The 23,006-nt window shown below is 58.4% G+C and carries 24 protein-coding genes; 17 read left to right on the top strand and 7 right to left on the bottom strand.

Features of this window, described 5'->3' with window-relative positions:
* Window positions 1–20 precede the first annotated feature (20 nt).
* Window positions 21–341 carry a hypothetical protein gene (locus ACZ0A4_RS08725; RefSeq protein ID WP_007914772.1) on the bottom strand — a complete coding sequence of 107 codons (321 nt, stop codon included), beginning with the start codon at window positions 339–341 and terminating at the stop codon, window positions 21–23.
* Between the two features lie 189 nt (window positions 342–530).
* Between ACZ0A4_RS08725 and ku the strand changes: the two genes are divergently transcribed.
* Window positions 531–1,397: a non-homologous end joining protein Ku gene (gene ku, locus ACZ0A4_RS08720; RefSeq protein ID WP_463574102.1), complete on the top strand. Its 867-nt coding sequence runs from the start codon at window positions 531–533 to the stop codon at window positions 1,395–1,397.
* Between the two features lie 142 nt (window positions 1,398–1,539).
* Here the strand turns inward: ku and lpxO are convergent, their stop codons facing one another.
* The gene (gene lpxO, locus ACZ0A4_RS08715) at window positions 1,540–2,439 is read right to left on the bottom strand and encodes a lipid A hydroxylase LpxO (RefSeq protein WP_397480621.1); all 900 of its coding nucleotides are present in this window, start codon (window positions 2,437–2,439) and stop codon (window positions 1,540–1,542) included.
* Between the two features lie 379 nt (window positions 2,440–2,818).
* Between lpxO and ACZ0A4_RS08710 the strand changes: the two genes are divergently transcribed.
* Window positions 2,819–4,405 carry an ABC-F family ATPase gene (locus ACZ0A4_RS08710; protein ID WP_007914779.1) on the top strand — a complete coding sequence of 529 codons (1,587 nt, stop codon included), beginning with the start codon at window positions 2,819–2,821 and terminating at the stop codon, window positions 4,403–4,405.
* Window positions 4,406–4,686: 281 nt separating this feature from the next.
* On the top strand, window positions 4,687–5,874 hold the full coding sequence (locus ACZ0A4_RS08705; protein WP_463574101.1) for an MFS transporter: 1,188 nt from the start codon (window positions 4,687–4,689) through the stop codon (window positions 5,872–5,874).
* Window positions 5,875–5,998: 124 nt separating this feature from the next.
* Here the strand turns inward: ACZ0A4_RS08705 and ACZ0A4_RS08700 are convergent, their stop codons facing one another.
* Both ACZ0A4_RS08700 and ACZ0A4_RS08695 read right to left on the bottom strand, forming a co-directional pair.
* Window positions 5,999–7,036 carry an alpha/beta hydrolase family protein gene (locus ACZ0A4_RS08700; protein ID WP_463574099.1) on the bottom strand — a complete coding sequence of 346 codons (1,038 nt, stop codon included), beginning with the start codon at window positions 7,034–7,036 and terminating at the stop codon, window positions 5,999–6,001.
* A gap of 236 nt (window positions 7,037–7,272) precedes the next feature.
* The gene (locus ACZ0A4_RS08695) at window positions 7,273–7,884 is read right to left on the bottom strand and encodes an FMN-dependent NADH-azoreductase (protein WP_250605060.1); all 612 of its coding nucleotides are present in this window, start codon (window positions 7,882–7,884) and stop codon (window positions 7,273–7,275) included.
* Window positions 7,885–8,011: 127 nt separating this feature from the next.
* On the opposite strand from ACZ0A4_RS08695, the gene ACZ0A4_RS08690 reads away from it, so the two are divergent.
* Window positions 8,012–8,920: a LysR substrate-binding domain-containing protein gene (locus ACZ0A4_RS08690; RefSeq protein WP_463574098.1), complete on the top strand. Its 909-nt coding sequence runs from the start codon at window positions 8,012–8,014 to the stop codon at window positions 8,918–8,920.
* The gene (locus ACZ0A4_RS08685) at window positions 8,917–9,276 is read left to right on the top strand and encodes an MmcQ/YjbR family DNA-binding protein (RefSeq protein ID WP_463574097.1); all 360 of its coding nucleotides are present in this window, start codon (window positions 8,917–8,919) and stop codon (window positions 9,274–9,276) included. Before ACZ0A4_RS08690 ends, ACZ0A4_RS08685 begins: the two co-directional genes overlap by 4 nt.
* Before the next feature lie 120 nt (window positions 9,277–9,396).
* Here the strand turns inward: ACZ0A4_RS08685 and ACZ0A4_RS08680 are convergent, their stop codons facing one another.
* Window positions 9,397–9,828: a DUF1294 domain-containing protein gene (locus ACZ0A4_RS08680; protein WP_463574096.1), complete on the bottom strand. Its 432-nt coding sequence runs from the start codon at window positions 9,826–9,828 to the stop codon at window positions 9,397–9,399.
* Window positions 9,825–10,655, bottom strand: a complete 831-nt coding sequence (locus ACZ0A4_RS08675) for an undecaprenyl-diphosphate phosphatase (protein ID WP_463574095.1) — start codon at window positions 10,653–10,655, stop codon at window positions 9,825–9,827. The genes ACZ0A4_RS08680 and ACZ0A4_RS08675 overlap by 4 nt, the downstream gene beginning before the upstream one ends.
* 305 nt (window positions 10,656–10,960) lie before the next feature.
* Between ACZ0A4_RS08675 and ACZ0A4_RS08670 the strand changes: the two genes are divergently transcribed.
* The 10 genes from ACZ0A4_RS08670 to ACZ0A4_RS08625 all read left to right on the top strand — a co-directional run bounded on the left by ACZ0A4_RS08670 (window position 10,961) and on the right by ACZ0A4_RS08625 (window position 19,330).
* Window positions 10,961–12,595, top strand: coding sequence for a methyl-accepting chemotaxis protein (locus ACZ0A4_RS08670; protein ID WP_463574094.1), 1,635 nt, complete (start codon window positions 10,961–10,963; stop codon window positions 12,593–12,595).
* A gap of 282 nt (window positions 12,596–12,877) precedes the next feature.
* Window positions 12,878–13,441, top strand: coding sequence for a nicotinamide riboside transporter PnuC (pnuC, locus tag ACZ0A4_RS08665; RefSeq protein ID WP_463574093.1), 564 nt, complete (start codon window positions 12,878–12,880; stop codon window positions 13,439–13,441).
* Complete coding sequence (locus ACZ0A4_RS08660; RefSeq protein WP_463577515.1) at window positions 13,438–13,962, top strand: AAA family ATPase; 525 nt, start codon at window positions 13,438–13,440, stop codon at window positions 13,960–13,962. Before pnuC ends, ACZ0A4_RS08660 begins: the two co-directional genes overlap by 4 nt.
* 217 nt (window positions 13,963–14,179) lie before the next feature.
* Complete coding sequence (locus ACZ0A4_RS08655) at window positions 14,180–14,359, top strand: hypothetical protein (RefSeq protein WP_463574092.1); 180 nt, start codon at window positions 14,180–14,182, stop codon at window positions 14,357–14,359.
* Window positions 14,320–14,769 (top strand): hypothetical protein, encoded by a 450-nt coding sequence (locus ACZ0A4_RS08650; protein ID WP_463574091.1) that lies wholly within the window; start codon window positions 14,320–14,322, stop codon window positions 14,767–14,769. The genes ACZ0A4_RS08655 and ACZ0A4_RS08650 overlap by 40 nt, the downstream gene beginning before the upstream one ends.
* A gap of 1 nt (window position 14,770) precedes the next feature.
* On the top strand, window positions 14,771–15,346 hold the full coding sequence (locus ACZ0A4_RS08645; RefSeq protein ID WP_463574090.1) for an adhesin: 576 nt from the start codon (window positions 14,771–14,773) through the stop codon (window positions 15,344–15,346).
* A 73-nt stretch (window positions 15,347–15,419) separates the two neighbouring features.
* On the top strand, window positions 15,420–16,442 hold the full coding sequence (locus tag ACZ0A4_RS08640) for a heme utilization protein (RefSeq protein WP_463574089.1): 1,023 nt from the start codon (window positions 15,420–15,422) through the stop codon (window positions 16,440–16,442).
* Window positions 16,443–16,505: 63 nt separating this feature from the next.
* Window positions 16,506–17,186, top strand: a complete 681-nt coding sequence (locus ACZ0A4_RS08635) for a C39 family peptidase (RefSeq protein ID WP_141125608.1) — start codon at window positions 16,506–16,508, stop codon at window positions 17,184–17,186.
* Between the two features lie 44 nt (window positions 17,187–17,230).
* Window positions 17,231–17,977: a hypothetical protein gene (locus ACZ0A4_RS08630; protein ID WP_141125607.1), complete on the top strand. Its 747-nt coding sequence runs from the start codon at window positions 17,231–17,233 to the stop codon at window positions 17,975–17,977.
* Window positions 17,978–18,022: 45 nt separating this feature from the next.
* Window positions 18,023–19,330: a transporter gene (locus ACZ0A4_RS08625; RefSeq protein ID WP_141125606.1), complete on the top strand. Its 1,308-nt coding sequence runs from the start codon at window positions 18,023–18,025 to the stop codon at window positions 19,328–19,330.
* 99 nt (window positions 19,331–19,429) lie between these two features.
* Here the strand turns inward: ACZ0A4_RS08625 and ACZ0A4_RS08620 are convergent, their stop codons facing one another.
* Window positions 19,430–20,755 carry a sigma-54 dependent transcriptional regulator gene (locus tag ACZ0A4_RS08620; protein WP_463574088.1) on the bottom strand — a complete coding sequence of 442 codons (1,326 nt, stop codon included), beginning with the start codon at window positions 20,753–20,755 and terminating at the stop codon, window positions 19,430–19,432.
* Window positions 20,756–21,109: 354 nt separating this feature from the next.
* Here ACZ0A4_RS08620 and ACZ0A4_RS08615 point away from each other — a divergent pair, with 354 nt between their 5' ends.
* Together ACZ0A4_RS08615 and ACZ0A4_RS08610 are read left to right on the top strand one after the other, a co-directional pair.
* On the top strand, window positions 21,110–21,376 hold the full coding sequence (locus tag ACZ0A4_RS08615) for a hypothetical protein (protein ID WP_463574087.1): 267 nt from the start codon (window positions 21,110–21,112) through the stop codon (window positions 21,374–21,376).
* Window positions 21,377–21,654: 278 nt separating this feature from the next.
* Complete coding sequence (locus ACZ0A4_RS08610) at window positions 21,655–22,944, top strand: hypothetical protein (RefSeq protein WP_463574086.1); 1,290 nt, start codon at window positions 21,655–21,657, stop codon at window positions 22,942–22,944.
* Window positions 22,945–23,006 lie beyond the last annotated feature (62 nt).

Raw genomic sequence — 23,006 nt, 5'->3', positions numbered from 1 at the left:
CAGAACCTCAGTCCTGCCGCTCAACGGTTGCTGTCTCCGCTGCGCGAAGGTGGGTTGGGAATGAACGTGGGTGGCGTGCTCGGCACCGAGCGGATCGGCTGCCCGTTGCCGATGCCACGGTTTTCGACCGTGGGCTGACGCGGCGTCGGTACAGTGTTCGGCCCCCGAATGGGTGGAGCGCTGGGCTGGGTGCCCTGCATGCTGTTGGGGTTCGCTCGGCGGATCGGGCTGTTGTAGGGGTTGTTGCTGTTGCCGGTCGGGCTTTGCGCCAACAGGACGTCGGCATGGACCAGACCGCCACTGAGTGTCAGGACGACGATGCCAAGCAGAATTCGGTTCATGACGCTGCCTCTCGATGGGCTTGGGATAGAGCCTTCGAGTCCACGCTACGCCGAGGGTTCGGATTTGTTAACCCGTCAGCCTTAAACAACATGTAACACGGCTTGACCGAGTCCCTGGAAACCCGCGCAATCCGGGGAAACTTTCAGTTACAGCCGCAGGTCATCCGATCATCACTCGGAGAAAACACCATGGCTCGGGCAATCTGGAAAGGCGCGATCAGTTTCGGACTGGTGCACATCCCTGTCGCGCTGGTATCGGCGACCTCGTCGCAGGGCGTCGACTTCGATTGGCTCGACAGCCGTAGCATGGACCCAGTGGGTTATAAGCGGGTCAACAAGGTCACCGGCAAGGAAGTCAGCAAAGAGCACATCGTCAAAGGTGTGGCCTATGAAAAGGGCCGCTATGTGGTGCTCAGCGAAGAGGAGATCCGTTCGGCGCACCCCGTCTCCACCCAAACCATCGATATCTTTTCTTTCGTCGACGCCGAACAGATTCCCCTGCAGAACATCGACACGCCCTACTACCTGGCACCCGACAAGCGCGGTGGCAAGGTTTACGCATTGCTGCGTGAAACCCTGAGCAAAACCAACAAGGTCGCCCTCGCCCGCGTGGTGCTGCATACACGCCAGTACCTTGCGGCGCTGATGCCGCTGGAAGATGCATTGGTGCTGGTGAAATTGCGCTGGCCGCAGGAGGTGCGTGGCCTCGATGAGTTGGAATTGGGTCCTGAAGTGACCAAGCCGCAGTTGGCCAAGGGTGAACTGGACATGGCCAAACGGCTGGTGCAAGACATGAGCGCGGACTGGAAACCCGAAGACTACAACGATGAATTTGAAGACAAGATCATGGCTCTGGTCGAGAAAAAGGCCCATGAAGGCAAGATCGAGGATGTTGAGTCGGTGGGTGGCGAGGAAGAGCGCAAAACTGCTGATGTGATCGACTTGACCGAGCTGCTTAAACGCAGTCTGGGCGGGAAAGCGGCGGCTAAACCGAAGGCAAAAGCTGAGAAACCGGCGAAAGCTGCGCCGGCAAAGAAGACCAAGAAGGCTTCCTGATAGTACCTGGGGATTTTAAGGGCCCCTTCGCGAGCAAGCTCGCTCCCACAAGGTTCTGAGTCGAGCGCGAAATTCGCATTCACCCAATTCCACTGTGGGAGCGAGCTTGCTCGCGAAGGGGCCAGTGAACCTACTGCAAAATTCAGATCAGAATGAACACCGCGAGCAAACCACCAAAGATCGCCCACTTTTCCATGTAGTAACGCTTGCGATTGCGTTTTTTCAGTTCTTTGCCACGCAGACGAATCTTGTAGATCCGGGTAAACAACCGGTTGATGCCACCGGTGCGGTCACCGGCATCGTTCGGCGCGCCTGCCGCCGACATCACGGTGCGGCTGAACCACGCATTGAACGCGGCGGCCCAGCGGTACTTCATCGGCCGCTCAATGTCGCAGAACAGGATGATGCGATTCTTGTCCGTGGTGTTTTCGGCGTAATGAATAAACGTCTCGTCGAACATCACCGCTTCGCCGTCACGCCAGTGGTAGCTCTCACCGTCGACGTTGATATAGCAGCCAGCGTCGTTCGGCGTGTCCAGGCCCAGGTGATAGCGATAGGAGCCTGCATACGGATCGCGGTGACGCACCAGCTTCGACCCCGGTGGCAGCTCGGCAAACATCGCGGCCTTGATCGAACCGATGCTCTGCACCAGTTCGGTGGTACGCGGGCACAGCTTCATTGCCGACGGATGGCTCTCGCCGTACCACTTCAGATAGAAACGCTTCCAGCCGCTTTTGAAGAACGAGTTGAAACCGACATCGTCGTACTGGTTAGAGCGTTTTATCTCGCCGGCACGCAGCAGATTCTGGCCTTCTTCGCGGATTTCTTCCCAGTGCGCCTGCAACGGGCTCAAGTCTGGAAACTCGCTCGGATCCAGGTACGGCTTGTTCGGCTTTTTCGAAAACAGATAAAGGAAGCAGTTGATCGGCGCAAGAAACGTCGAATGGTCACTCAGTTGTCGACCGAGCTTGTGGCGCACACGCCCACGCAGATGAACGTATGCAATGGAAATGACATAAATAGCAGCAATGATGAGTTTCACGGAAATCGTCACACGTCAGAAGTGAACAAACTGCGCGCCGTGCAGCCTGAGGCTCAGCGTCTTATGCAGTGGTCTGAATACACATGGCACGTCCTTGGCCCGCGCCGTAACCGGACGCTCGGTGAAAGGTGGCATTTTAGCCACAGTTTGTAACCGATAGTGAATCTTCAACTGTGAAAAACTGTCCCGTGATCATGCCAATCGGCGATCGTGGCATGATCGCCCTATCGTTTAAAGAGCCAGACCAGTACAATCGCCGCCAAACTTTACGCGCCCCCCTTGGTTGATGACGGGACTCTCCCGCCTCAGCGCACTTTGACTCGGGCCAAGCGCTGCAGCCGCACCCTCGCTTTTTAAGAATGCTTCGCAGGAAAAACCCTTGATTTCTACAGCTAACATCACGATGCAGTTCGGCGCCAAGCCGCTCTTCGAAAACGTTTCGGTCAAATTCGGTGCGGGCAATCGCTACGGTCTGATCGGCGCCAACGGTTGCGGCAAGTCGACCTTCATGAAAATCCTCGGCGGCGACCTCGATCCGTCCGGTGGTCAGGTCATGCTCGAGCCGAACGTGCGTCTGGGTAAATTGCGCCAGGACCAGTTCGCCTACGAAGAATTCACCGTGATCGATACGGTGATCATGGGTCACGAAGAGCTGTGGAAGGTCAAGGCCGAGCGCGATCGTATCTACTCGCTGCCGGAAATGAGCGAAGAAGACGGCATGGCCGTGGCCGAGCTGGAAACCGAATTCGCCGAGATGGACGGCTACACTGCCGAATCCCGTGCCGGTGAACTGTTGCTGGGCCTGGGTATCGGCATCGAGCAACACTTCGGCCCGATGAGCGAAGTCTCGCCAGGCTGGAAACTGCGCGTGCTGCTGGCGCAGGCGCTGTTTTCCGATCCGGAAGTACTGTTGCTCGACGAGCCGACCAACCACCTGGACATCAACACCATTCGCTGGCTGGAAAACGTGCTGACCCAGCGCAACAGCCTGATGATCATCATCTCCCACGACCGTCACTTCCTGAACAGCGTGTGCACGCACATGGCTGACCTGGATTACGGCGAGCTGCGTCTGTTCCCGGGCAACTACGACGAGTACATGACCGTGGCGACCCAGTCCCGCGAGCAACTGCTGTCGGACAACGCCAAGAAGAAAGCGCAGATTTCCGAGCTGCAATCGTTCGTCAGCCGCTTCTCGGCCAACGCCTCGAAAGCCAAGCAGGCCACGTCGCGTGCCAAGGCGATCGACAAGATCCAGCTGGCCGAGGTCAAGCCATCGAGCCGCGTGAGCCCGTTCATCCGCTTCGATCAGAACAAGAAGCTGCACCGCCAGGCGGTCATCGTCGAAAAAATGGCCAAAGGCTTCGACGGCAAACCCCTGTTCAAAGACTTCAGCTTCCAGGTTGAAGCCGGCGAGCGCGTGGCGATCATCGGCCCGAACGGTATCGGTAAAACCACCCTGCTGCGCACCCTGGTCAACGAGCTGACCCCGGACGCCGGCAGCATCAAGTGGACCGACGCGGCCGAACTGGGCTACTACGCTCAGGATCACGCGCACGATTTCGAAGACGACGTCACGCTGTTCGACTGGATGGGTCAGTGGACTCAGGGCGAGCAGATGATTCGCGGTACTCTGGGCCGCATGCTGTTCTCCAACGACGAGATCCTCAAGTCGGTCAAGGTTATCTCCGGTGGTGAGCAAGGTCGCATGCTCTTCGGCAAGCTGATCCTGCAAAAGCCGAACGTGCTGATCATGGACGAACCGACCAACCACCTGGACATGGAATCGATCGAGGCGCTGAACCTGGCGCTGGAAAACTACCCGGGCACGCTGATCTTCGTCAGCCACGACCGTGAGTTCGTATCGTCCCTGGCCACGCGCATCATCGAGCTGAGCCCGGATGGCGTCACCGACTTCAGCGGCACTTACGATGACTACCTGCGTAGTCAGGGTGTGGTGTTCTAAAACGCAGCTTCTAGTGTTGAGCTGTCAGCTTCAAGCTAAAGCCCTGTCCATGTGACGGGGCTTTTTGCATTTCAGGTTGAGGAATTTGCGGGTGCGGCTACCTTCGCGAGCAGGCTCGCTCCCACACTTTGAAATGCATTCCCCTGTGGGAGCGAGCCTGCTCGCGAAGGGGCCAGTAGCGGCGAGATCAATCCTCAGGAAAAATAGATAGCCTGCTTTCTTTTATCGCAAGCCCAAGCCATGATGCGAACTCTCCCACCGCCGCCCGCGAACGAGTCCTCATGTCTGCGCAGCAACTGCCACCGCAAAGCTCAATGGCGATCACCCTGCAGATCGTCTCCATCGTGTTCTATACCTTTATTGCCTTCCTCTGCATCGGTTTGCCGATTGCGGTGTTGCCCGGTTATGTACATGAGCAGCTGGGTTTCAGCGCAGTCATTGCCGGGCTGGTGATTGGCTCGCAGTATCTCGCAACCCTGCTCAGCCGACCGATGGCCGGGCGCATGTCAGATACAGTCGGGACCAAACGGGCAATCATTTATGGCCTGTGGGGGATTGTCCTCAGCGGTTTGCTGACGCTGCTCTCCACGCTGCTACAGGATTTCCCGCTGACCAGCCTGATCATTCTGATTACCGGGCGCCTGCTGCTCGGCATCGCTCAGGGCTTGATCGGCGTCGGCACGATCAGTTGGTGCATGGGCCAGGTCGGCGTCGAACACACGGCGAAATCGATTGGCTGGAACGGCATCGCTTCCTATGGCGCGATTGCGATTGGTGCGCCGCTGGGCGTGGTGATGGTCGCCGATTACGGCTTCACCAGCCTCGGTATCGCCCTGACAGTGCTGGCGGCGGCTGCGCTGGTGCTGATTCGCAATAAGCCTTCGGTGCCGGTGATCCGTGGCGAACGCCTGCCGTTCTGGGCGGTGTTCGGGCGGATTGCCCCGTATGGCGCCAGCCTGACCCTGGCCTCGATCGGCTACGGCACGCTGACCACCTTCATCACCCTGTATTACCTCAACCGTGGCTGGACCGGCGCGGCGTATTGCCTGACGGTGTTCGGCGTGTGTTTCATCCTGTCGCGCCTGATGTTCATTTCGGCGATCAGTCGGTTTGGTGGTTTCAGGTCTGCCATTGCCTGCATGACCATCGAAACCGTGGGGCTGGTGCTGTTGTGGCTGGCGCCGTCTACCGCTTTCGCCTTGATCGGCGCGGGTCTGGCGGGGTTTGGCCTGTCGCTGGTGTACCCGGCGCTGGGGGTCGAGGCGATCAAGCAGGTGCCGAGTTCCAGTCGCGGTTCGGGCCTGGGGGCTTATGCGGTGTTCTTCGACCTCGCGCTGGCGATTGCCGGGCCGCTGATGGGCGCGGTGGCGTTGAATCTGGGGTATTCGTGGATTTTCTTCAGTGCGGCGCTGTTGTCGGTGATCGGGCTGGGGTTGACCTTGCTACTGATGCGCCGTGCAACTTCCTGAACAATCGACGCAAAACCAAGTGGGAGCGAGCTTGCTCGCGAAGGCGGGGAGTCAGTCAGCACATGTATTGACTGACACTACGCCTTCGCGAGCAGGCTCGCTCCCACAAGGGTTCTGCTCCTGACTATTGATCTGCGGTTTGCATGCCCGCTCGCGTTGGTCTGCCCAGCGCATGGGAGAAGAATCGCCCCGCCTCTGAGATGAGGTTGCGATGGATATCCTCGCGATCAACGCCATCGGCATCGGTGCACAGTGCTGGCATGGCGCGGATCTGCTCTTCATTACACGGCGCCATAAAGACGAAGTGCCCTGCCCCGGCCAGTAACTTGAAATCCGGCGCCGTCGGCAGTTTACGCGCCAGCGCAGCGGCGTTCTTGTCGAAGGCCACCAGTTTGTCGCCATCGCCGCTATATAGCAGCACCGGTACGTGCACATCGGCCAGGGTGTGACGCCCGAACTTCAGGCTCAGCGGCGCCATCAGCAGCAAGGCATGCACACGTGGATCGGCCACCGGTTGCAGGTCATCACGATCGACGATCAATTCACCTTGAGTGTTGCAGGCATCACGATCATCCGGACGCTCCTGGCAATAACGCCGCAGGCGATCCAGATCCGGTTGCGCCCCGGACAAGATCAACGCCGTCTCACCGCCCGCAGAATAACCGATCACCCCGACCTGATCGGCGTTGACGTACGGAGCAAGCATGCGGTCGCCAAGGGTCGCGGTGATGGCCTCGGAAATCTGGATCGGCCGCCCGTAGAGATTACTCAGGGTGCCCAGTCGGCTGTGGTCTTTGGAGTTGTCGCCGGGATGAATCACTGCGACCACAACAAAGCCTTTGCGCGCCAGTGAGGTCGCGAGATCGTGCAGCGCCAGCGGGGTGCCGGTGTTGCCGTGGGAGAGCATTAGCATCGGAAAGCGGCCGATGGCGACTTTGGTGTCTTCGCCCGCTTCCACCGAATAGCCTTCGAGCAGGCTCATGTGTTCGCGATCGCTGGAAGGATAGAAGGCGATGGCGCGCATCGGTTGCAGGTCCAGCGGATCGAGAAACGTCATCTCGTGGTAGCCGACGCTCCACACCGGGTGTCGCCCAGGCGCAGCGTGCACTGTGTTAAAGCTGCCAAGCAGGCAAATCAGTAACGTTGCACAAAGACGCATCATGGGATGCTCCACCCTGTTGTTACTCAATCGAAAGTTCCGTTGCGTTGCGGGCCTGAAACGCCGGGGATTCGGTGTTTCGGTACGACAATGCACTCAGACGCTGATTGTGTGACTGCATAACCCGGGCCAGATTATGTAACAGCCAGAAACAAAAAACTCCGTATTCGCCCCTTGCGGAACCAGAATACAGAGTTTTTTGAGTGTTACCTGAACAATAGCTGTTCTTTACGCAAGCCTTACGCAGCGGCGAACAACTGCTCGCTGATCTTCGCTTGCGCTGCGGTCATGGCGTTGTTGCGCACTTCGTCGCCATAAGCGAGGCCTTCGGCACGGACGATTTCGATGTCGGTGATGCCGAGGAAGCCCAGCACCAGCTTCAGGTATTCTTCGTGAGCGATGCCGCTGGCCTGACCGGCATGAATGCCGCCGGAAGTCGATACGATCACGACTTTCTTGCCGCCGCACAGGCCTTCAGGGCCGGCTTCGGTGTAACGGAAGGTCTGACCGGCAACGGCAACGCGGTCGATCCACGCCTTGAGTTGGGTCGGTACGGTGAAGTTGTACATCGGAGCAGCAATCACCACGGCGTCGGCAGCGATGAACTCGGCCAGGGTCGATGCGCTCAGCTCGGCTTCGTGTTGTTGCGCGGCGTTACGCAGCTCAGCAGTGGTGCCGGCGGCAACCAGGGTGGTCGACGAGAAGTGGCTGATGGCGTCGGCGGCCAGGTCGCGGTAGGTCACCACAGCGCTTGGCTCGGCGGCTTGCCAGGCTTTGACGACTTCGCCGCTCAACTGACGGGAAGCCGAGTTGTCGCCCAGAATGCTCGAATCGATATGCAGCAGTTTCATGTGGAATCTCCTGGAAGGAATCGCCGGTGGCGACGGAATGGAGACAATCCTACGCAAGAAACCAATGGATGATTAGACGCCTGAAATGCGATAGTTTGTCCCACTGATAGAACAGTTGGATTTCCCTATGCAAGACCTCAACGATCTCTACTATTTCGCCAAAGTGGTCGAGGCCGGCGGGTTCGCGGCGGCCGGGCGTTTGCTGGGCATTCCCAAGTCGCGCCTGTCGCGGCGCATCGCCGAACTGGAAGAGCGCCTCGGCGCACGCCTGCTGCAACGCACCACTCGACAACTCAATCTCACCGCTGTTGGCGAACGTTATCTGCGTCACTGCCAGGCCATGTTGCTGGAAGCGGAAATGGCCGACGAGGCGGTGGCGAGTATGTCCAGTGAGCCGCGCGGTCGCCTGCGAGTTTCCTGCCCCACCGGTCTGGCCCGGGAAATGTTGCCGTGGGTCATCAGCGAATTTTTAGGCAAATTTCCGCAGGTGCAACTGGAAGTCGTCTTGCTCAATCGCCGGGTCGATCTGGTCGGCGAAGGCTTTGATGTGGCGCTGCGCGTGCGTGAACACGGTGACGAAGATCCGTTACTTGTGACCCGGCGCTTGCGGCAGGCGCAAATGGTCGTGGTGGCCAGTCCGGATTTTGTACGGGAGCAATCGATCAACCATCCGCAAGACCTGAAAAATCTACCGGTGCTCGGCGCGCTGGAGGCGGACCGTCTGGTTCATGTGCGCCTGCTTGATCAACAGGGTGAAAGCTTCGAGTTGAACATGGAGGCACGACTGGGCATCGATGACTTTATTGTGCGCAAAGCCTGCGTGCTGGCCGGTCAGGGTTTCACCTTGCTGCCGATGATGTACTGCGAAGAAGAACTGAGAAACGGCGCGCTGGTGCAATTGCTGCCAGAGTGGTCGCTGCCCGGCGGCTGGCTGCAAGCGGTGTATCCGCATCGACGCGGAGTGATGCCGGCGGTGCGCGCGTGGATCGATCATCTGGTCGAATCGTTCAATGCCTGTGGGGAGCGATTGTTATGAGCAAAGGAAAGATGAACGAAGCCGACGTAGCGGCGTTCTGCCTGGCATTGCCGGGCGCTCGGGAAGATTACAAATGGGGCGGCGTGCGGGTGTTTTCGATTGCCGGCAACAAGATGTTTGCCTTGCAGGGGCTGCGTGGGGATTCGCTGGCGTTCAAGGTCGACAAGGATCTGTTTCTCGGCCATTGCGACCGTCCGGGCATTCACCCGGCGCCGTATCTGGCGCGGGCGCAGTGGATCATCATGCACCCGCCCTACCCGTTGGCTGCTGAGGAGTTGCGCGGGTTGTTGCAGCGTTCGCATCAACTGGTTGTGAGCAAGTTGCCAAAGAAAACCCAGGTGGGATTGTTGCTTTAACCCCCACCCCCCTGTGGGAGCGAGCCTGCTCGCGAAAGCGGACTTTCATTCAACGATAATGTTGCCTGACATGGCCTCTTCGCGAGCAGGCTCGCTCCCACATTGGTTTTTTGCAGTTCTTTAGAACAGCGTCAGCAAGTTCGAGCCGAGAAACAGCTGGTCGATCCAGAACACCTGATGCAACACCACAACCACCCAGAACAGAATCTGAAACGAGACTTTGCGCGTCTTGTGCCGGAACACCTGCTGGGCGATCAACGCGCCCGGCCAGCCACCGGCCAGTTCCACCGCGTGCAGGATGTTCTCCGGGGTGCGCCAGGCATCAGCGCGAGCCTTGCGCTTGTCCGCCCAGTACATAAAGAACGCCAGCACGCTGACGACGCCATAAGCGGTCAGCGGCACCCGTGAAATCCCGCGCAGCCACATCGACACTGAGCCGAACAACGGCAGCGCGCAGACGATCAGCAGAACCAGCAGTTTCAGCTTCAGATGCTGGATATTGTTGCCGCCCGAAGGCCGCCCTTCGGGCCGGCGTGCGCGGGAATCACTCATGGTTTGGCCGCCGCCCAATCGATCCAGCCAAACTGCCACGTCGCCAGAATCACCAGACCAAACACGATCCGATACCAGGCGAACGCCGCGTAGCTGTGGCTGGCGATGAACTTGAGCAAGCCGCGCACGGCAATCATGGCGAAGATGAACGCGGTGACGAAACCGATGGCAAACACCGGAAAGTCCGCCGGCACAAACAGGTGGCGATACTTGTAGCCCGAGTAAACCGCCGCCCCAACCATGGTTGGCATGGCAAGGAAGAACGAAAACTCGGTGGCGGTCTTGCGCGACAGGCCGAACAGCAAGCCGCCAATGATCGTCGAGCCGGAACGCGAGGTGCCGGGAATCATCGCCAGGCACTGGGCGAAGCCGACTTTCAAGGCGTCTTTCCAGGTGATCTCGTCGACTGTTTCAGCGTGCACTTCATGCTGACGCTTTTCCGCCCACAACATGATGACGCCGCCCACGACCAGCGCGGTCGCGACGGTAATCGGGTTGAACAGGTATTCGTGGATCAGGTCGGCAAAAATCACCCCCAACACCACCGCCGGTAAAAAAGCGATCAGCAGGTTGGCGGTAAAACGCCGTGCGCTCGGCTGGGTCGGTAAACCGATAACCACGTCGAGAATCTTGCGCCGAAACTCCCAGACCACCGCGAGGATCGCGCCGAGCTGGATGATGATATTGAATGCCATGGCCCGTTCGCCGCCAAAATTCAGCAAGTCGGCAACGATGATCTGGTGTCCGGTACTGGAAATGGGCAAAAACTCCGTCAGCCCTTCTACAACTCCTAGTATCAGTGCCTGCAAGGCCGTCCAAAGATCCATCAATCCCCCAAAGAGCGATGCGCTTCGGCATGCCCCGATAGTATTTTTCTAGCGTTCACTGCGATCAGCGTAGCTGGTTATGGCTGTACCGATTCCGCACGCACAGGATCCACACGAAACGGTCAAAATTCCGTGAAATATCAATTTGGATTCAGGTTTTCACGCGCGGAGCCGAAATCCTAACAGACAAGCCTTAATAGCGCTGCCGCGTTATACGACTTGGGTCGCGTATGCCCGCTCACAAAATCGTGGTTGGATGCTGGCGGTCGTTTATTACAAGAAAAAGAATCCGGAGTGACAGCGTTATGAACAGCTTGCGCAGTGTGTCGATCAGCCGACGCTTGTGGCTCATCTTGATTGTGGCGGTGGTCATGTTGCTGACCTTGGGCGTGTTGATGCTCAAGCAGATTCACGACGACCTCTATCACGCCAAAGCCCAGAAAACCCAGCACGTGGTGCAGACGGCCAGCGGCCTGCTGACCTATTACCACGACCTCGAAACCGCTGGCACGCTGACTAAAGAGGCCGCGCAGAAACAGGCGCTCACCGCGATTCGCGGCTTGCGTTACGACCAGAGCGATTACTTCTGGATCAACGACCTCACACCTGTGATGGTCATGCACCCGACCAACCCGAAACTCGAAGGCCAGAACCTCTCGGCGATCCGTGATCCGGACGGCTTTGCGGTGTTCAACGAAATGGTTGCCATCGCCAAGGCCAAAGGCGCCGGTATGGTCGACTACCGTTGGCCGAAACCGGGTGCCAGTGAGCCTGTGGCCAAGACTTCTTACGTGAAACTGTTCGAACCGTGGGGCTGGGTGCTCGGCTCCGGGGTTTACGTCGATGATGTGCAGGCGGAATTCCAGGGTCAGGTGATCAAGGCTACGGTCATCGGCCTGGCGATTGCCGTGATCATGGCGTTGTTGGTGATCCTCATCGCACGCAGCATCGTCCGTCCGCTACAGGAAACCGTGAACGCCATGGCCAACATTGCCAGTGGCGAAAGCGACCTGACCCGCAGTCTGGATACCCATGGCAAGGATGAAGTCACTGAACTGGCGCATCACTTCAATGCTTTTACCGCCAAACTGCGTGGCGTTATCGGTGATTTGCAGGTGTCGGCCAGCGCCTTGGGCCAGTCGTCCAGCGAACTGGGCAACGACGCTTCGCAGGCGCAGCAGCGCAGCCAGCAGCAATCGCAGCAGATGGAACTGGTGGCCACCGCGATCAACGAAGTGACCTATGGCGTGCAGGACGTGGCGAAGAACGCCGAGCACGCCGCCGCCGAAATGCGCGATGCCGAAGCGCAGGCGCAACAGGGCCAGATCAATATCGACGGCAGTTTGCAGCAGATCGACAAGCTGTCCGGGACCATCGATCAAGCGGTTGAAGTGATTCGCACCCTCGCGGCCGAAAGCACCCAGATCGGCAGCGTACTGGAAGTGATCCGCTCGATTGCCGAGCAGACCAACCTGCTCGCGCTCAATGCCGCGATCGAGGCGGCGCGGGCCGGTGAGCAAGGTCGCGGGTTTGCCGTGGTGGCGGATGAAGTACGCTTGCTGGCGCAGCGGACGCAGAAATCGACAGCGGAAATCCAGTCGATGATCGAGCGCCTGCAGAACCATTCCGAGGCGGCCGTGAAGGTGATCGGCGACAGCAGCAAGGCGTCGCAATTGACCATCGAACAAGCCGGGCTGGCCGGGGCGAGTCTGAATGCCATTGGCCAGGCACTGCGCAATCTCAATGGTCTGAATGCGTCGATTGCCAGCGCTACATTGCAGCAGGCGCACGTGGTTGAGGACATTAACCAGAACGTCACTCAAGCGGCCGGCCTCTCGCACAGCACGGCGATCGCGGCCGAACAGTCGAGTGCCGCCAGCGTACGCCTCGGCCAATTGAGCGAACAACTCAACGGCCTTCTGCGCCAGTTCCGCGTCTGACCCATGTAACTCTGGTGAGCCCACCCCTCACCCCAGCCCTCTCCCGGAGGGAGAGGGGGTCGACCGAGGTGTCTCAAGCTATACGTCGACCTGAAAAATCGAGTCGATTATGGATTCAACCAAGATCGTTCAGGCCGGCGCAGCTCCAACGCATCCCCCAATCAGTCCCCTCTCCCTCTGGGAGAGGGTTAGGGTGAGGGGCTTTTGATCTACAGCGGTCATCAGTACCTAGCCCAATGCAGTACAATCCGCCCCCTCCTCAATTCCCCCCAAGGAACCCCCATGTCCGGGCTTGAACTGTTTGCCGCCGCCCTCGGCGTGATCGCCGTCTGGCTGACGGTCAAACAGAATCCGTGGTGCTGGCCGATCGGGCTGGTCATGGTCTTGCTCTATAGCTGGATCTTCTTCGAAGTGAAGCTGTATTCGGACATGTTGCTGCAAGTGATTTACGCCGCGCTGCAAGTCTATGGCTGGTGGCAATGGACCCGCGCCGGGACGATGCATGACGGCCGCGAGGTCACCCGCCTCGGTCACCGTTCGCTGTTGATCGGCCTGGGTATTGGTGCCGTCGGCAGTGTCTTGCTCGGCGCGGCCATGGCGCACTGGACCGACGCCGCGCAACCGTGGCTGGATGCCGCGCTGACCGGTTTCAGTCTGGTCGCGCAACTGTGGATGGCGCAGAAACGCCTGCAATGCTGGGCGCTGTGGTTCGTGCTCGATGTGAACTTTGTCGGCTTGTTCGTCTACAAAGGGCTGTACCTCACCGCTGCGCTGTACGCTCTGTTCACCCTGCTGGCGATTCAAGGCTTTCGCGAATGGCGCGCCGATCCGGCGTTGCGCACATGAAGGTCGTGGTCCTGACCGGGCCCGAATCCACCGGCAAGAGCTGGCTGGCGGCGGGACTGCAACAACGCTTTGGCGGCTTGCGCGTGGATGAGTACGTGCGCCGGTTTATCGAACTCAATCCCCGTGACACCTGTCTGGCCGACATCCCTGAAATCGCTCGCGGTCAACTGCAATGGGAAGGTCAAGCGCGGGCGCAACAGCCGTCCCTGCTGATTCTCGACACCCATCTGTTGAGCAATATTCTCTGGAGCCAGACGCTGTTCGGCGACTGTCCGGCCTGGCTGGAATCCGAATTGTTGGCGCGGCATTACGACCTGCACCTGTTGCTGTCCCCGGAACAGATTGACTGGACCGATGATGGTCAACGTTGCCAGCCGGATCTGGACGAGCGACTGGCGTTTTACCGAGCCACGCAAAACTGGCTGGAAAACCACCACCAGCGTTTACAGGTCATCGAGGGCAATTGGGCCGAGCGCCAGACGCAGGCCTTCGCCGCCGTCGAGCAACTGCTGACTGAGTGACCCGCTCGACGGGTGCCCTTCCCCGACGGTTTCCCCTGGTTTGGGGGCAAAGTGTCCGTTCTTGAAACAGTCGTCCAAGCGCAAAGTGGCCGTTTCAGCACTGTTCATCGGTTTGTCATCCGGGTTGTTACGCGGCTGATACACAGCGCTGCAAACCCATGTTTCAGAGCTTTGTTCAGCCAATGGACAGGTCAGTGCGACCCCGCGTGTATCAGCCATGAAACAGCCGGTGTATCAGGCCTGCGTATTTATTTCCCAAGCAATTGAAATTCAAAGACATTTCAAAAGCGGCACAGCTTTCGCTCTCTCCTTCACAACGCTGACCAAGGGCAGCCCACTGAAGAAGGAATTGCAGCCGTGGGGAATATCAAAAAAGCCTTTACTTGCCTCCTGCTGATTGGATCAGCCGCCAGTACGTTCGTGAGTTTCAACGTACAGGCAGAAGGCAACGGTGTGATTGTTCTCAATCGCGATGTCCAGCCCATTCCTATCGGTCGCAGCGGCGGCAAAGACCCCTACCCGACGACCGTCAATGCCAACCCTTCCGGCCGCATCAACCAGGCGATGAACAGCACCGAACTCAATGACGGTGACTTCGCCGGTGTAGCCAGTGGTTCGTCGATTCGCGGCGGTATGTCGACCGCTACCGGTAGCCTGCCGGGGACCAATGTGCTGACCAACCCCAATGGTCTGCCCGGCATGAGTGCCGGTCATGGCGGCGGCGGTGGCAGTTCCATCTCCAACACCGTCAACCGCGCAATGGGCGCCGGCCTCGCTCCGCTGACCCGCATGGCTGGAGGCCAATAAGATGAATCGCACCCTGCTCCTGCTTGCCCTCTTCGGCTGCGCCAGTGCCATGGCGGCCGACCCCAGCTCAGTAAACAACGCGAACATTCAGGACACCGGCATTCAGTACCGCGGCAATTACAACGTCAACCAGGCCGCCGGCGACCAGATGCAGCAAACCAATGCCAAATCCATCGCCATTGGCACGTCGGCGAGCGCTACGACGATCGTCCGCCAACACATCGATACACCCGGCAATCCGTCGACGAATGCCAGCGCCACCATCGGCGGCAACTCTTTCAGCAATGGCAACGGGATTCTCGGTGTGAACCAGGGTGCCGGCGCCAACAACCAGATGGCCAACGTGACGCGCGTCAGCATCAGTGCTGCCCCGCAGAGCGTTGACGACAGTGCCCTTTCCCAACAGAACGTGGCGCTTTTACCGAGCTCAGGAGCAACTGGTACCTCACCCGGCAGTCGCCAGGTCACGACAAGTGATCAGGCCTTCACCGGCAGCCGCGGGGTAATCCAGGTGAACCAGAGTGCCGGGGTGGGGAACCGAATGGCTAACACCCTGAGCATCCGGGTCGCTGACTGACCCAAACAACAAAAGCAGTGCAATTAGAAAGTACCAACACTTAACCAACTAATAAGCACGATGGAGAAACACCATGAAACCTACAATGGCTCTCAAACCACTGGTTTTCGCACTTGCAGCAGTGATGGCAATCGCAGCACAGGCAGGCGGTCGTGATGACAATGATCACGGTCATGGTAACGGGCACGGCAACGGTCATGGCAATGGCCATGATCCAAAAGGCCCTACCCTCGAAGAACTGCTGCAAATCGGCGCTGGCGCCGGTGCCGCAGTGCTCGATACGCAAAGCAGCGGCGGCAATACTGTGCTTAACCAAGGCACTCAAAACAACGCCAGCGTCAGTGGCTCGCTCAATGGTGCCAACGGCAACATCGGTGCGAACAACACCGCAGGCGACGGCAACCAACAAGACAACGCTGCGGCTCTGGCGACTGCTGACGAAAGCTTCATCTTCGGCACCGCAGTGGCTGCCTCCAGTGCCACTCAAGTCAACGCCAACAACGCTGTAGGCAACTACTCCAGCACCGCCAACGCCAGCCTCAACAACGTCGGCAACGGTGGCTCGGGTAACATCGGCGTAAACAACAGTGCCGGCAACTTCAACCAACAGAAAAACAACCTGGCAATCGCTGTGTCCGGTGGTCGCGTAGCTCAAGCAGCTGCCGCTGCCAACCAAAGCTCCAGTGGTTTGTCTGTCGCCAACAACGGCACTCAAACCTACAAAAAAGATACCCTCACTGGCACTGTTACCGCCGCCGGCGCATTCGTCGCCGCCGGTACTGCAACCACCAAAGATGACGATCATGGTCATGGCGGTGGCGGCTATGGCAACAATGACAGAGGGCATGGCGGCAATGGTGGCAACAAACCATCCAGCTCTGACTTCGTCGCGGTGGGTGTCTTCGGTCTGGCGGGTGTAACCACTCAACAAGTGATGACTCCAGATGGCTGGAAAAACCCTGTCACCAACAATGCCAACATGACCAACGTGGGCAACAACTGGTCTGGCAACGGTGGCTTCAACAACGCCGCTGGTGTTGGCAACCAACAAAGCAACTCGCTGTCCATCGCTGCAGGTTGCAAAGCCTGCATGTAATCGCGATCGAAAAGAAAGCCCCGGAAACGGGGCTTTTCCTCAGTCCGCAAAGGCGTATCGATCATGCGTAAAACTGCCCTTTTCGCTCTGCTTTGTGTCTGTGGCCTGACTCAGGCCGGTCAGATGCCCGTTGCCGCCTTGCCGGGTGGCACGCTCATCTACAAGAACGTGCAAAGCATTCGTGAGCGCAAATTTTCCGACATCGTCGAACAGAAAACCGATTTCAGCTGCGGCGCTGCTGCACTGGCCACGGTGTTACGCCAGGCCTATTGGCTCGACGTCGATGAGGAGCACATCATCAAAGGCATGCTGGTCAACGCAGACCAGGACCTTGTTCGTACTCAAGGGTTTTCCATGCTCGACATGAAGCGCTACATAGAAAGCATCGGCATGCGCGCCAGGGGTTACAAGATTCCACCGGAAAAGCTCGACGCTGTAACGATCCCGGTGGTGGTACTGATGGAAATTCGCGGCTACAAGCATTTCGTGGTTCTGCAGCGTTCGGACAAGGACTGGGTTTACATCGGAGACCCGGTTTTAGGCCATAAACGCTACAAACACGATGACTTTGTCAAAGGTTGGAACGGCATAGTCTTCGCCATCGTCGGCCCCGGTTATGACAAAACCAATGCATTGCGCAGCCCGCCGACACCGCTGACGGCCAAGAACAAGCTGGATAACTTCAACCCTGTCAGAGATGCTGAATTGATGGACTTCGGGTTCATACAGAGCGACTTCTTTTAATCGCCGATTATAAAGAATGGGGCTGGATGTCCCGGGAGCAGCAAATGAAAACCTCATACTGGCTGGCCGCCGCCTGCCTGGCAGCGAGTGCGTCAGGCTATGCCAATGCAGGATTCAAACCTATCGAGATACAGGACAAGGAGTTGTCCGAACTACGTGGTCGTTATGTCATGCCGGGGCGGATCATCAGCTTCGGCATTGTCATGAGCAGTACCTGGCGCAACGCCAGTGGCGATCTGATCGGGGCGTCGACCTCGATGCAACTTCAGGCAGCATCGATAAAACCCGAATTCTATGTGCAAACGATCAAGGAACACGGCAACGGCAGCACCCTCTCAACGGGTAACGGCACGATCACCGGTGGCGCCGGCCTCGACAGCAGCCAGGGCGTGACGCAGAGCGTGCGTGCCGCTGGCGACAGCAACACCGCCTACAACAATGTCGCCATCAACGTTTCGGAAGCCAATCAGGCGCCCGCGCTGGTGCCCGCTCAAGGGCAGGCGCTGATGGCCGGGCAAACCATCGGAGGTAGCAATGCTGCTGGCAGCGTGGCGGTTTCGGCCACCGGTGGCGGCGTACAAATGGCCATTCAGGCCGCAGGCAATCAGGGCACCGCCCTGCAACAGGTCGCCCAGGGCGGTTTGCTGCAGAACACGCGCCTGCTGGGCAGTGCCAACGTGGTCAATAACATGACTCAACTCAACGTCGTCCTGAACAATAACGGCATGAGCGCCGGCGCACTGGACTGCAACCTGACTCAACTCAGGGCACTACGCACTATTGGATATTGAACTACGCTGAGTCTCGATCATTGGGCTTAAAGGGACGGCTTATTCATGTATCGATCAGTATCACTGCGTGCCGCTGTTTGTTTGAGCACTCTTCTACCTGCAGCCATGCTGCACGCGGCACCGGACGCCGATGTAGAAGTCCTGAAACAAGAGCTTCTGGAGCTGAAGCAACGATACGAAGTACAACAAAAAGCCCTGGCGGTACTCGAACAACGGGTTCGCCAGGTCGAAGATCAACCGGCGGCGCCGCAACCGAAACGGTTGGCCAAGTCGCCGTCGGATCTCAAAGGCAATCCAAAAGTGGCCACCGGTACCGGGGCCGCAGCAGCGTCGGGGGGCGCAGCCGGAGGCAGTGGGGCTTCTTACGGTCAATCGCTGGCAGATGATTCGCAACCGGCACAGAGTGTGTCCAACCTGTACGACGAAGCCAGTGGTTTCTTCGGCGGTGGCAAATTCAGCTTCGAAACCGGTGTCACCTACTCGCGCTATGACACCCGTCAGTTGATTCTCAACGGCTTCCTGGCACTCGACTCGATCTTTCTCGGCAACATCAACCTTGACCGGATCAAGGCCGATACCTGGACCCTTGACCTTACGGGTCGCTACAACTTTGACAACCGCTGGCAGTTCGACCTGAACGTGCCCGTGGTCTACCGTGATTCGACCTATCAGTCCGGCGGTGGCAACGGCGGCGCGTCTAACGTCACGACCGAACAGGACGTCGACCGCGACCCGACCATTGGCGACGTCAACTTCGGTATCGCCTACAAGTTCATGGATGAATCGGTCAACACGCCGGATGCAGTCGTGACCTTGCGGGTCAAGGCGCCAACCGGCAAGGATCCATTCGGCATCAAGCTGCGCCAGACCGACGCCAACTCCAACCTGTTCGTGCCTGACACCCTGCCCACCGGCAACGGCGTCTGGTCGGTCACCCCGGGTATCTCGCTGGTCAAGACGTTTGACCCGGCGGTGCTGTTCGGCAGCTTGTCCTACACCCACAACCTGGAGGAATCGTTCGACGACATCAGTTCGACCGTCAACCAGAAAACGCCTGGCAAAGTACGCATTGGCGACAGCTTCCAGATTGGCGCCGGTATTGCGTTTGCGCTGAACGAGAAGATGAGTATGTCGTTCTCGGTGTCTGATCTGGTGCAACGCAAGAGCAAGCTGAAACAGGATGGCGGCGATTGGGAATCGGTGGTGTCCAGTGACGCCAACGCCGGTTACTTCAACGTCGGCATGACCATTGCGGCCACCGACAACCTGACCATCGTGCCCAACCTGTCCATCGGCATGACCGACGATGCCCCGGACTTTTCCTTCAGCCTGAAATTCCCGTACTACTTCTAGGCAAAAGCAAAAGATCGCAGCCTTCGGCAGCTCCTACATCGGATTCATGTAATCCCTGTAGGAGCTGCCGCAGGTTGCGATCTTTTGATCTTCAGGTATCTATCGAATCTGGTGCTTGTGCAGCAAACGGTAAAATGTCGGCCGGGACACGCCAAGGACCTTGGCCGCAACACTGAGATTGTCGCTGTGCCGGTTCAACACATCACACAGTGCCTGGCGTTCGGCGCGGGTTTTGTAATCTTCCAGCGTGCCCATGGGGGTAGCGATCGAGTGCTGGCTGATCAGCCCCAGGTCTCGGGCCTCGATCTGCCGGCCTTCGGCCAACACCAGCCCGCGCCGCACACGGTTGGCCAGCTCACGGACGTTGCCCGGCCAGTCATGTTTGCCCATGGCAATCAGCGCATCTTCGCTGAAACTGCGCGGGCGTCGACCGGTTTCGTGGCTGTAGAAGTGGGAAAAATGGTTGGCCAGCATTGAGAGGTCGCCGTGGCGCTCACGCAAAGGCGCGGTGACCACTTGCAACACGTTGAGCCGGTAATACAGATCCTCACGAAAACGCTTCTTTTCGATGGCGGCTTCAAGATCGACGTGAGTTGCCGCCAGAACGCGCACATCCACCGGGATCGGCTGGCTGCCGCCGACGCGTTCAATGTGCCTTTCTTGCAGGAAGCGCAGCAGATTGGCTTGCAACTCCAGCGGCAGATCACCGATTTCATCGAGAAACAGCGTACCGCCATTGGCCGCTTCGATGCGCCCGACCTTGCGTTGATGCGCGCCGGTAAAGGCGCCCTTTTCGTGTCCGAACAGCTCGGATTGAATCAAATGCTCGGGAATCGCCCCACAATTGATCGCCACAAACGGTTTGCTGTGACGCTGGGATTGCCGGTGCAGCGTGCGCGCGACCAGTTCTTTACCGGTACCGCTTTCACCGCGAATCAGAACCGGCGATTCGGTGGGTGCCAGTTTGCTGAGTAATTTGCGCAGTTCGCGGATCGGTTTGCTGTCGCCAAGCAGTTCATGTTCGGGCTGATCCACGTGAATCGTGCCCTGCCCGCGCAAACGCGCCATACCGAACGCCCGGCCGAGCGTAACCTGCACCCGCGAAACGTCGAACGGCAAGGTGTGAAAATCGAAAAACCATTCACAGACGAAGTCACCGACATTTTGTAAACGCAGGACCTCCTGATTGAGCACAGCGATCCATTCGGTGCCACTGCGACTGATCAGTTCTTTGACGGCTTCGGGACGTTCGAGGTGGAACGGCTGCAATCGCAACAAACCGACATCACAACTTCGATCGCTGGCGTTTTCCAAGGTACAGCTGTCGACATCCCACCCCACGGCGCGTAATCCGGGCAATAAGCGGTGGCAATCGTCGCACGGATCGACCACCAGTAAACGTCGTAACGCAGGCGCTTCGCTCATGACTGTTCCTTGGCGCCAAATTATTAGAAATGATTGTAAAAACAGTCATTTGGCAGACCCGACTGTAACATTAGCAAGATTTTGACAGGGCCTTGTATCGATTGCTTATAGGTGTACAAGCAAATGCGTTATAAGAACGGAAGTTGTTAGTGAGCTATCGACTAATTCCAGTATTTAGCTTTCAGGGAGCTTTCAAAAACCTGTCTGTAAGGCAATGCCATGAAAGAAAGTTGAAATTTCTTTGTTTCATGTGTGACCTGCCTGCGGGTTCGGTGCATCAGTACAAGTACCAGCCGAACGGTAAGCCCAACCGACGGCACATCACTTGATTGGGCACGACAGAGAGAAAACCCCATGACCGCCCCGCTCCGTATCAACGAAGCTCTTTTGATTGCCAACCACGCGTTCAAACCTTTCCAGTGCGTGGCCTGGGCGCCACAAGACGGCAATGGCGAACTGAGCCTGACCGTGATCGACCGGACCAATAACAGTATCGGTCGCAAACAGATCCCAAGCAGCGCCTACTCCGATCCAGCGCAACTCGAGCAACTGCTGCAGCAGGCTCGCGCTGAACTCAGCGAAGAAGGTTACAGCCTGCAATCCTGGTCGATGCCACACTAACAACCGGGCGATGCGGATGACGTTCAGGTCATCCGCCCTACTCTGTTAGTTGTAATCTTTTTAACGCCTCGTATTTTGTACCACTATTTGCAAGTTATTCAGGCTTAACTGCTTGGCCGGCTTGCTATTGGTTCAAAAAGACACTGTTCTGGCACAGTGCGACCCTCCACCTGTTAGTTCTTACAGTTGTACTTCTCCCGGTTCAGGGATTGAATGTTTCGCTCATGCAGTTACCCGCCCGGCTCCCGGTACGGGTCAACTCGCAAGGAGATGCGTGCATGTCCACTCTGAACACTTTTGCGCTGCCGGCGTTATCGACGTCTGCCGGCCAACTCGATAAAACATTCGCCACCACCGGCATCGCCCAAGTGTATTTCGCTGGCAGTCTGTCCAGCCTGACCGAGGATATCGCCCTCGATGCACAGGGACGGATCCTCGTCGCGGCGAAAGTCGGCGTTGCTGCCGGCAGCCGGTTCGGACTGGCGCGAATGCTCGCCGATGGCTCAGCCGATCTGGCCTTTGGCGATCAAGGCAGCGTGATCGATACCTTTGCGCCAGGTTTCGAAGCCACGGCCGGCAAAGTTCAGGTACTGCCCGATGGGCGCATCCTGCTCGCCGGCCTGCATTATGAAAACGCTCATCGCACCCTGCCGGCGCTGGCCTTGTTCGATGCACAGGGCAAGCCGGACCTGAGTTTCGGTGACAACGGTCGTCAGGTGGTGCGCCTGCCCGGCGATCTGTCCATGGGCAGCCGTGATTCCTGGCTGCCGCCGGGCGTACCGGGTGCCGAAGCCTGCGACTTTGTGGTCCAGGACGATGGCCATATTCTGCTGATTGCCAATCATCACTTCGAACTCGCCGATCATGCCGGCATGCTGATTCGCCTCAAACCCGATGGCAGCCTGGATGAAACCTTTAATGGCCGCGGTTTTGTGATGATTCGCCACTTGCTGCTCAACACCTGGCTGAGCAGCCTGCTGGTGCAACAGGACGGGCGCATCGTGGTGGCAGGTTCCATCGACTTTCCGCAGGAAGGTCTGTTGGCGCGCTATCTGCCCGACGGGCGCCTCGATGAGCGCTTCGCCGTGGACGGTTTCATGGCCTTCAAGGCGCACGGCAACAGCGCTCTGGTCAGTCAGGTCCTTGAGTCCGCCGACGCGTTGCACTGTTTCGGCAGCAGCCGCGACCCGATCCGTTGCATGGCATTCAGCCCGCACACCAATGGCCGCCCCAATCTGCACAACCATGGCGGCCAGCCACACCTCCTGGAAATCGGCCCCAGCGGCTGCCAATGGAGCGCCGCCCAGCGCATGGCGGACGGCCGCATCATCGCCGTCGGTGCAACCATTGGTGGAATCGAAGCGGATTTTATCGTCGCCCGTTACTTGAGTGATGGCGCCCTGGATCACAGTTTTGGCGACGGTAAAGGCTGGTTGCGCACGCGGCTGGGCCGAAGTCTGGACACGGCCAATTCACTGGCCGTGCAGGCCGATGACGCCATTCTCGTGGGCGGTTATTCGCTGGATGGTAACTATCGGGCGATGGTGGCGCGGTATCTGAATCGGTAAGCCGGCGCGATTAACCATTCGTCGGGAATGGGCTTGTACCTGTAATTTCTGACAGTAGACCT

It is taken from the genome of Pseudomonas sp. AC172, assembly GCF_979258595.1.
This window is presented reverse-complemented; position numbering and strand designations above follow the sequence as displayed.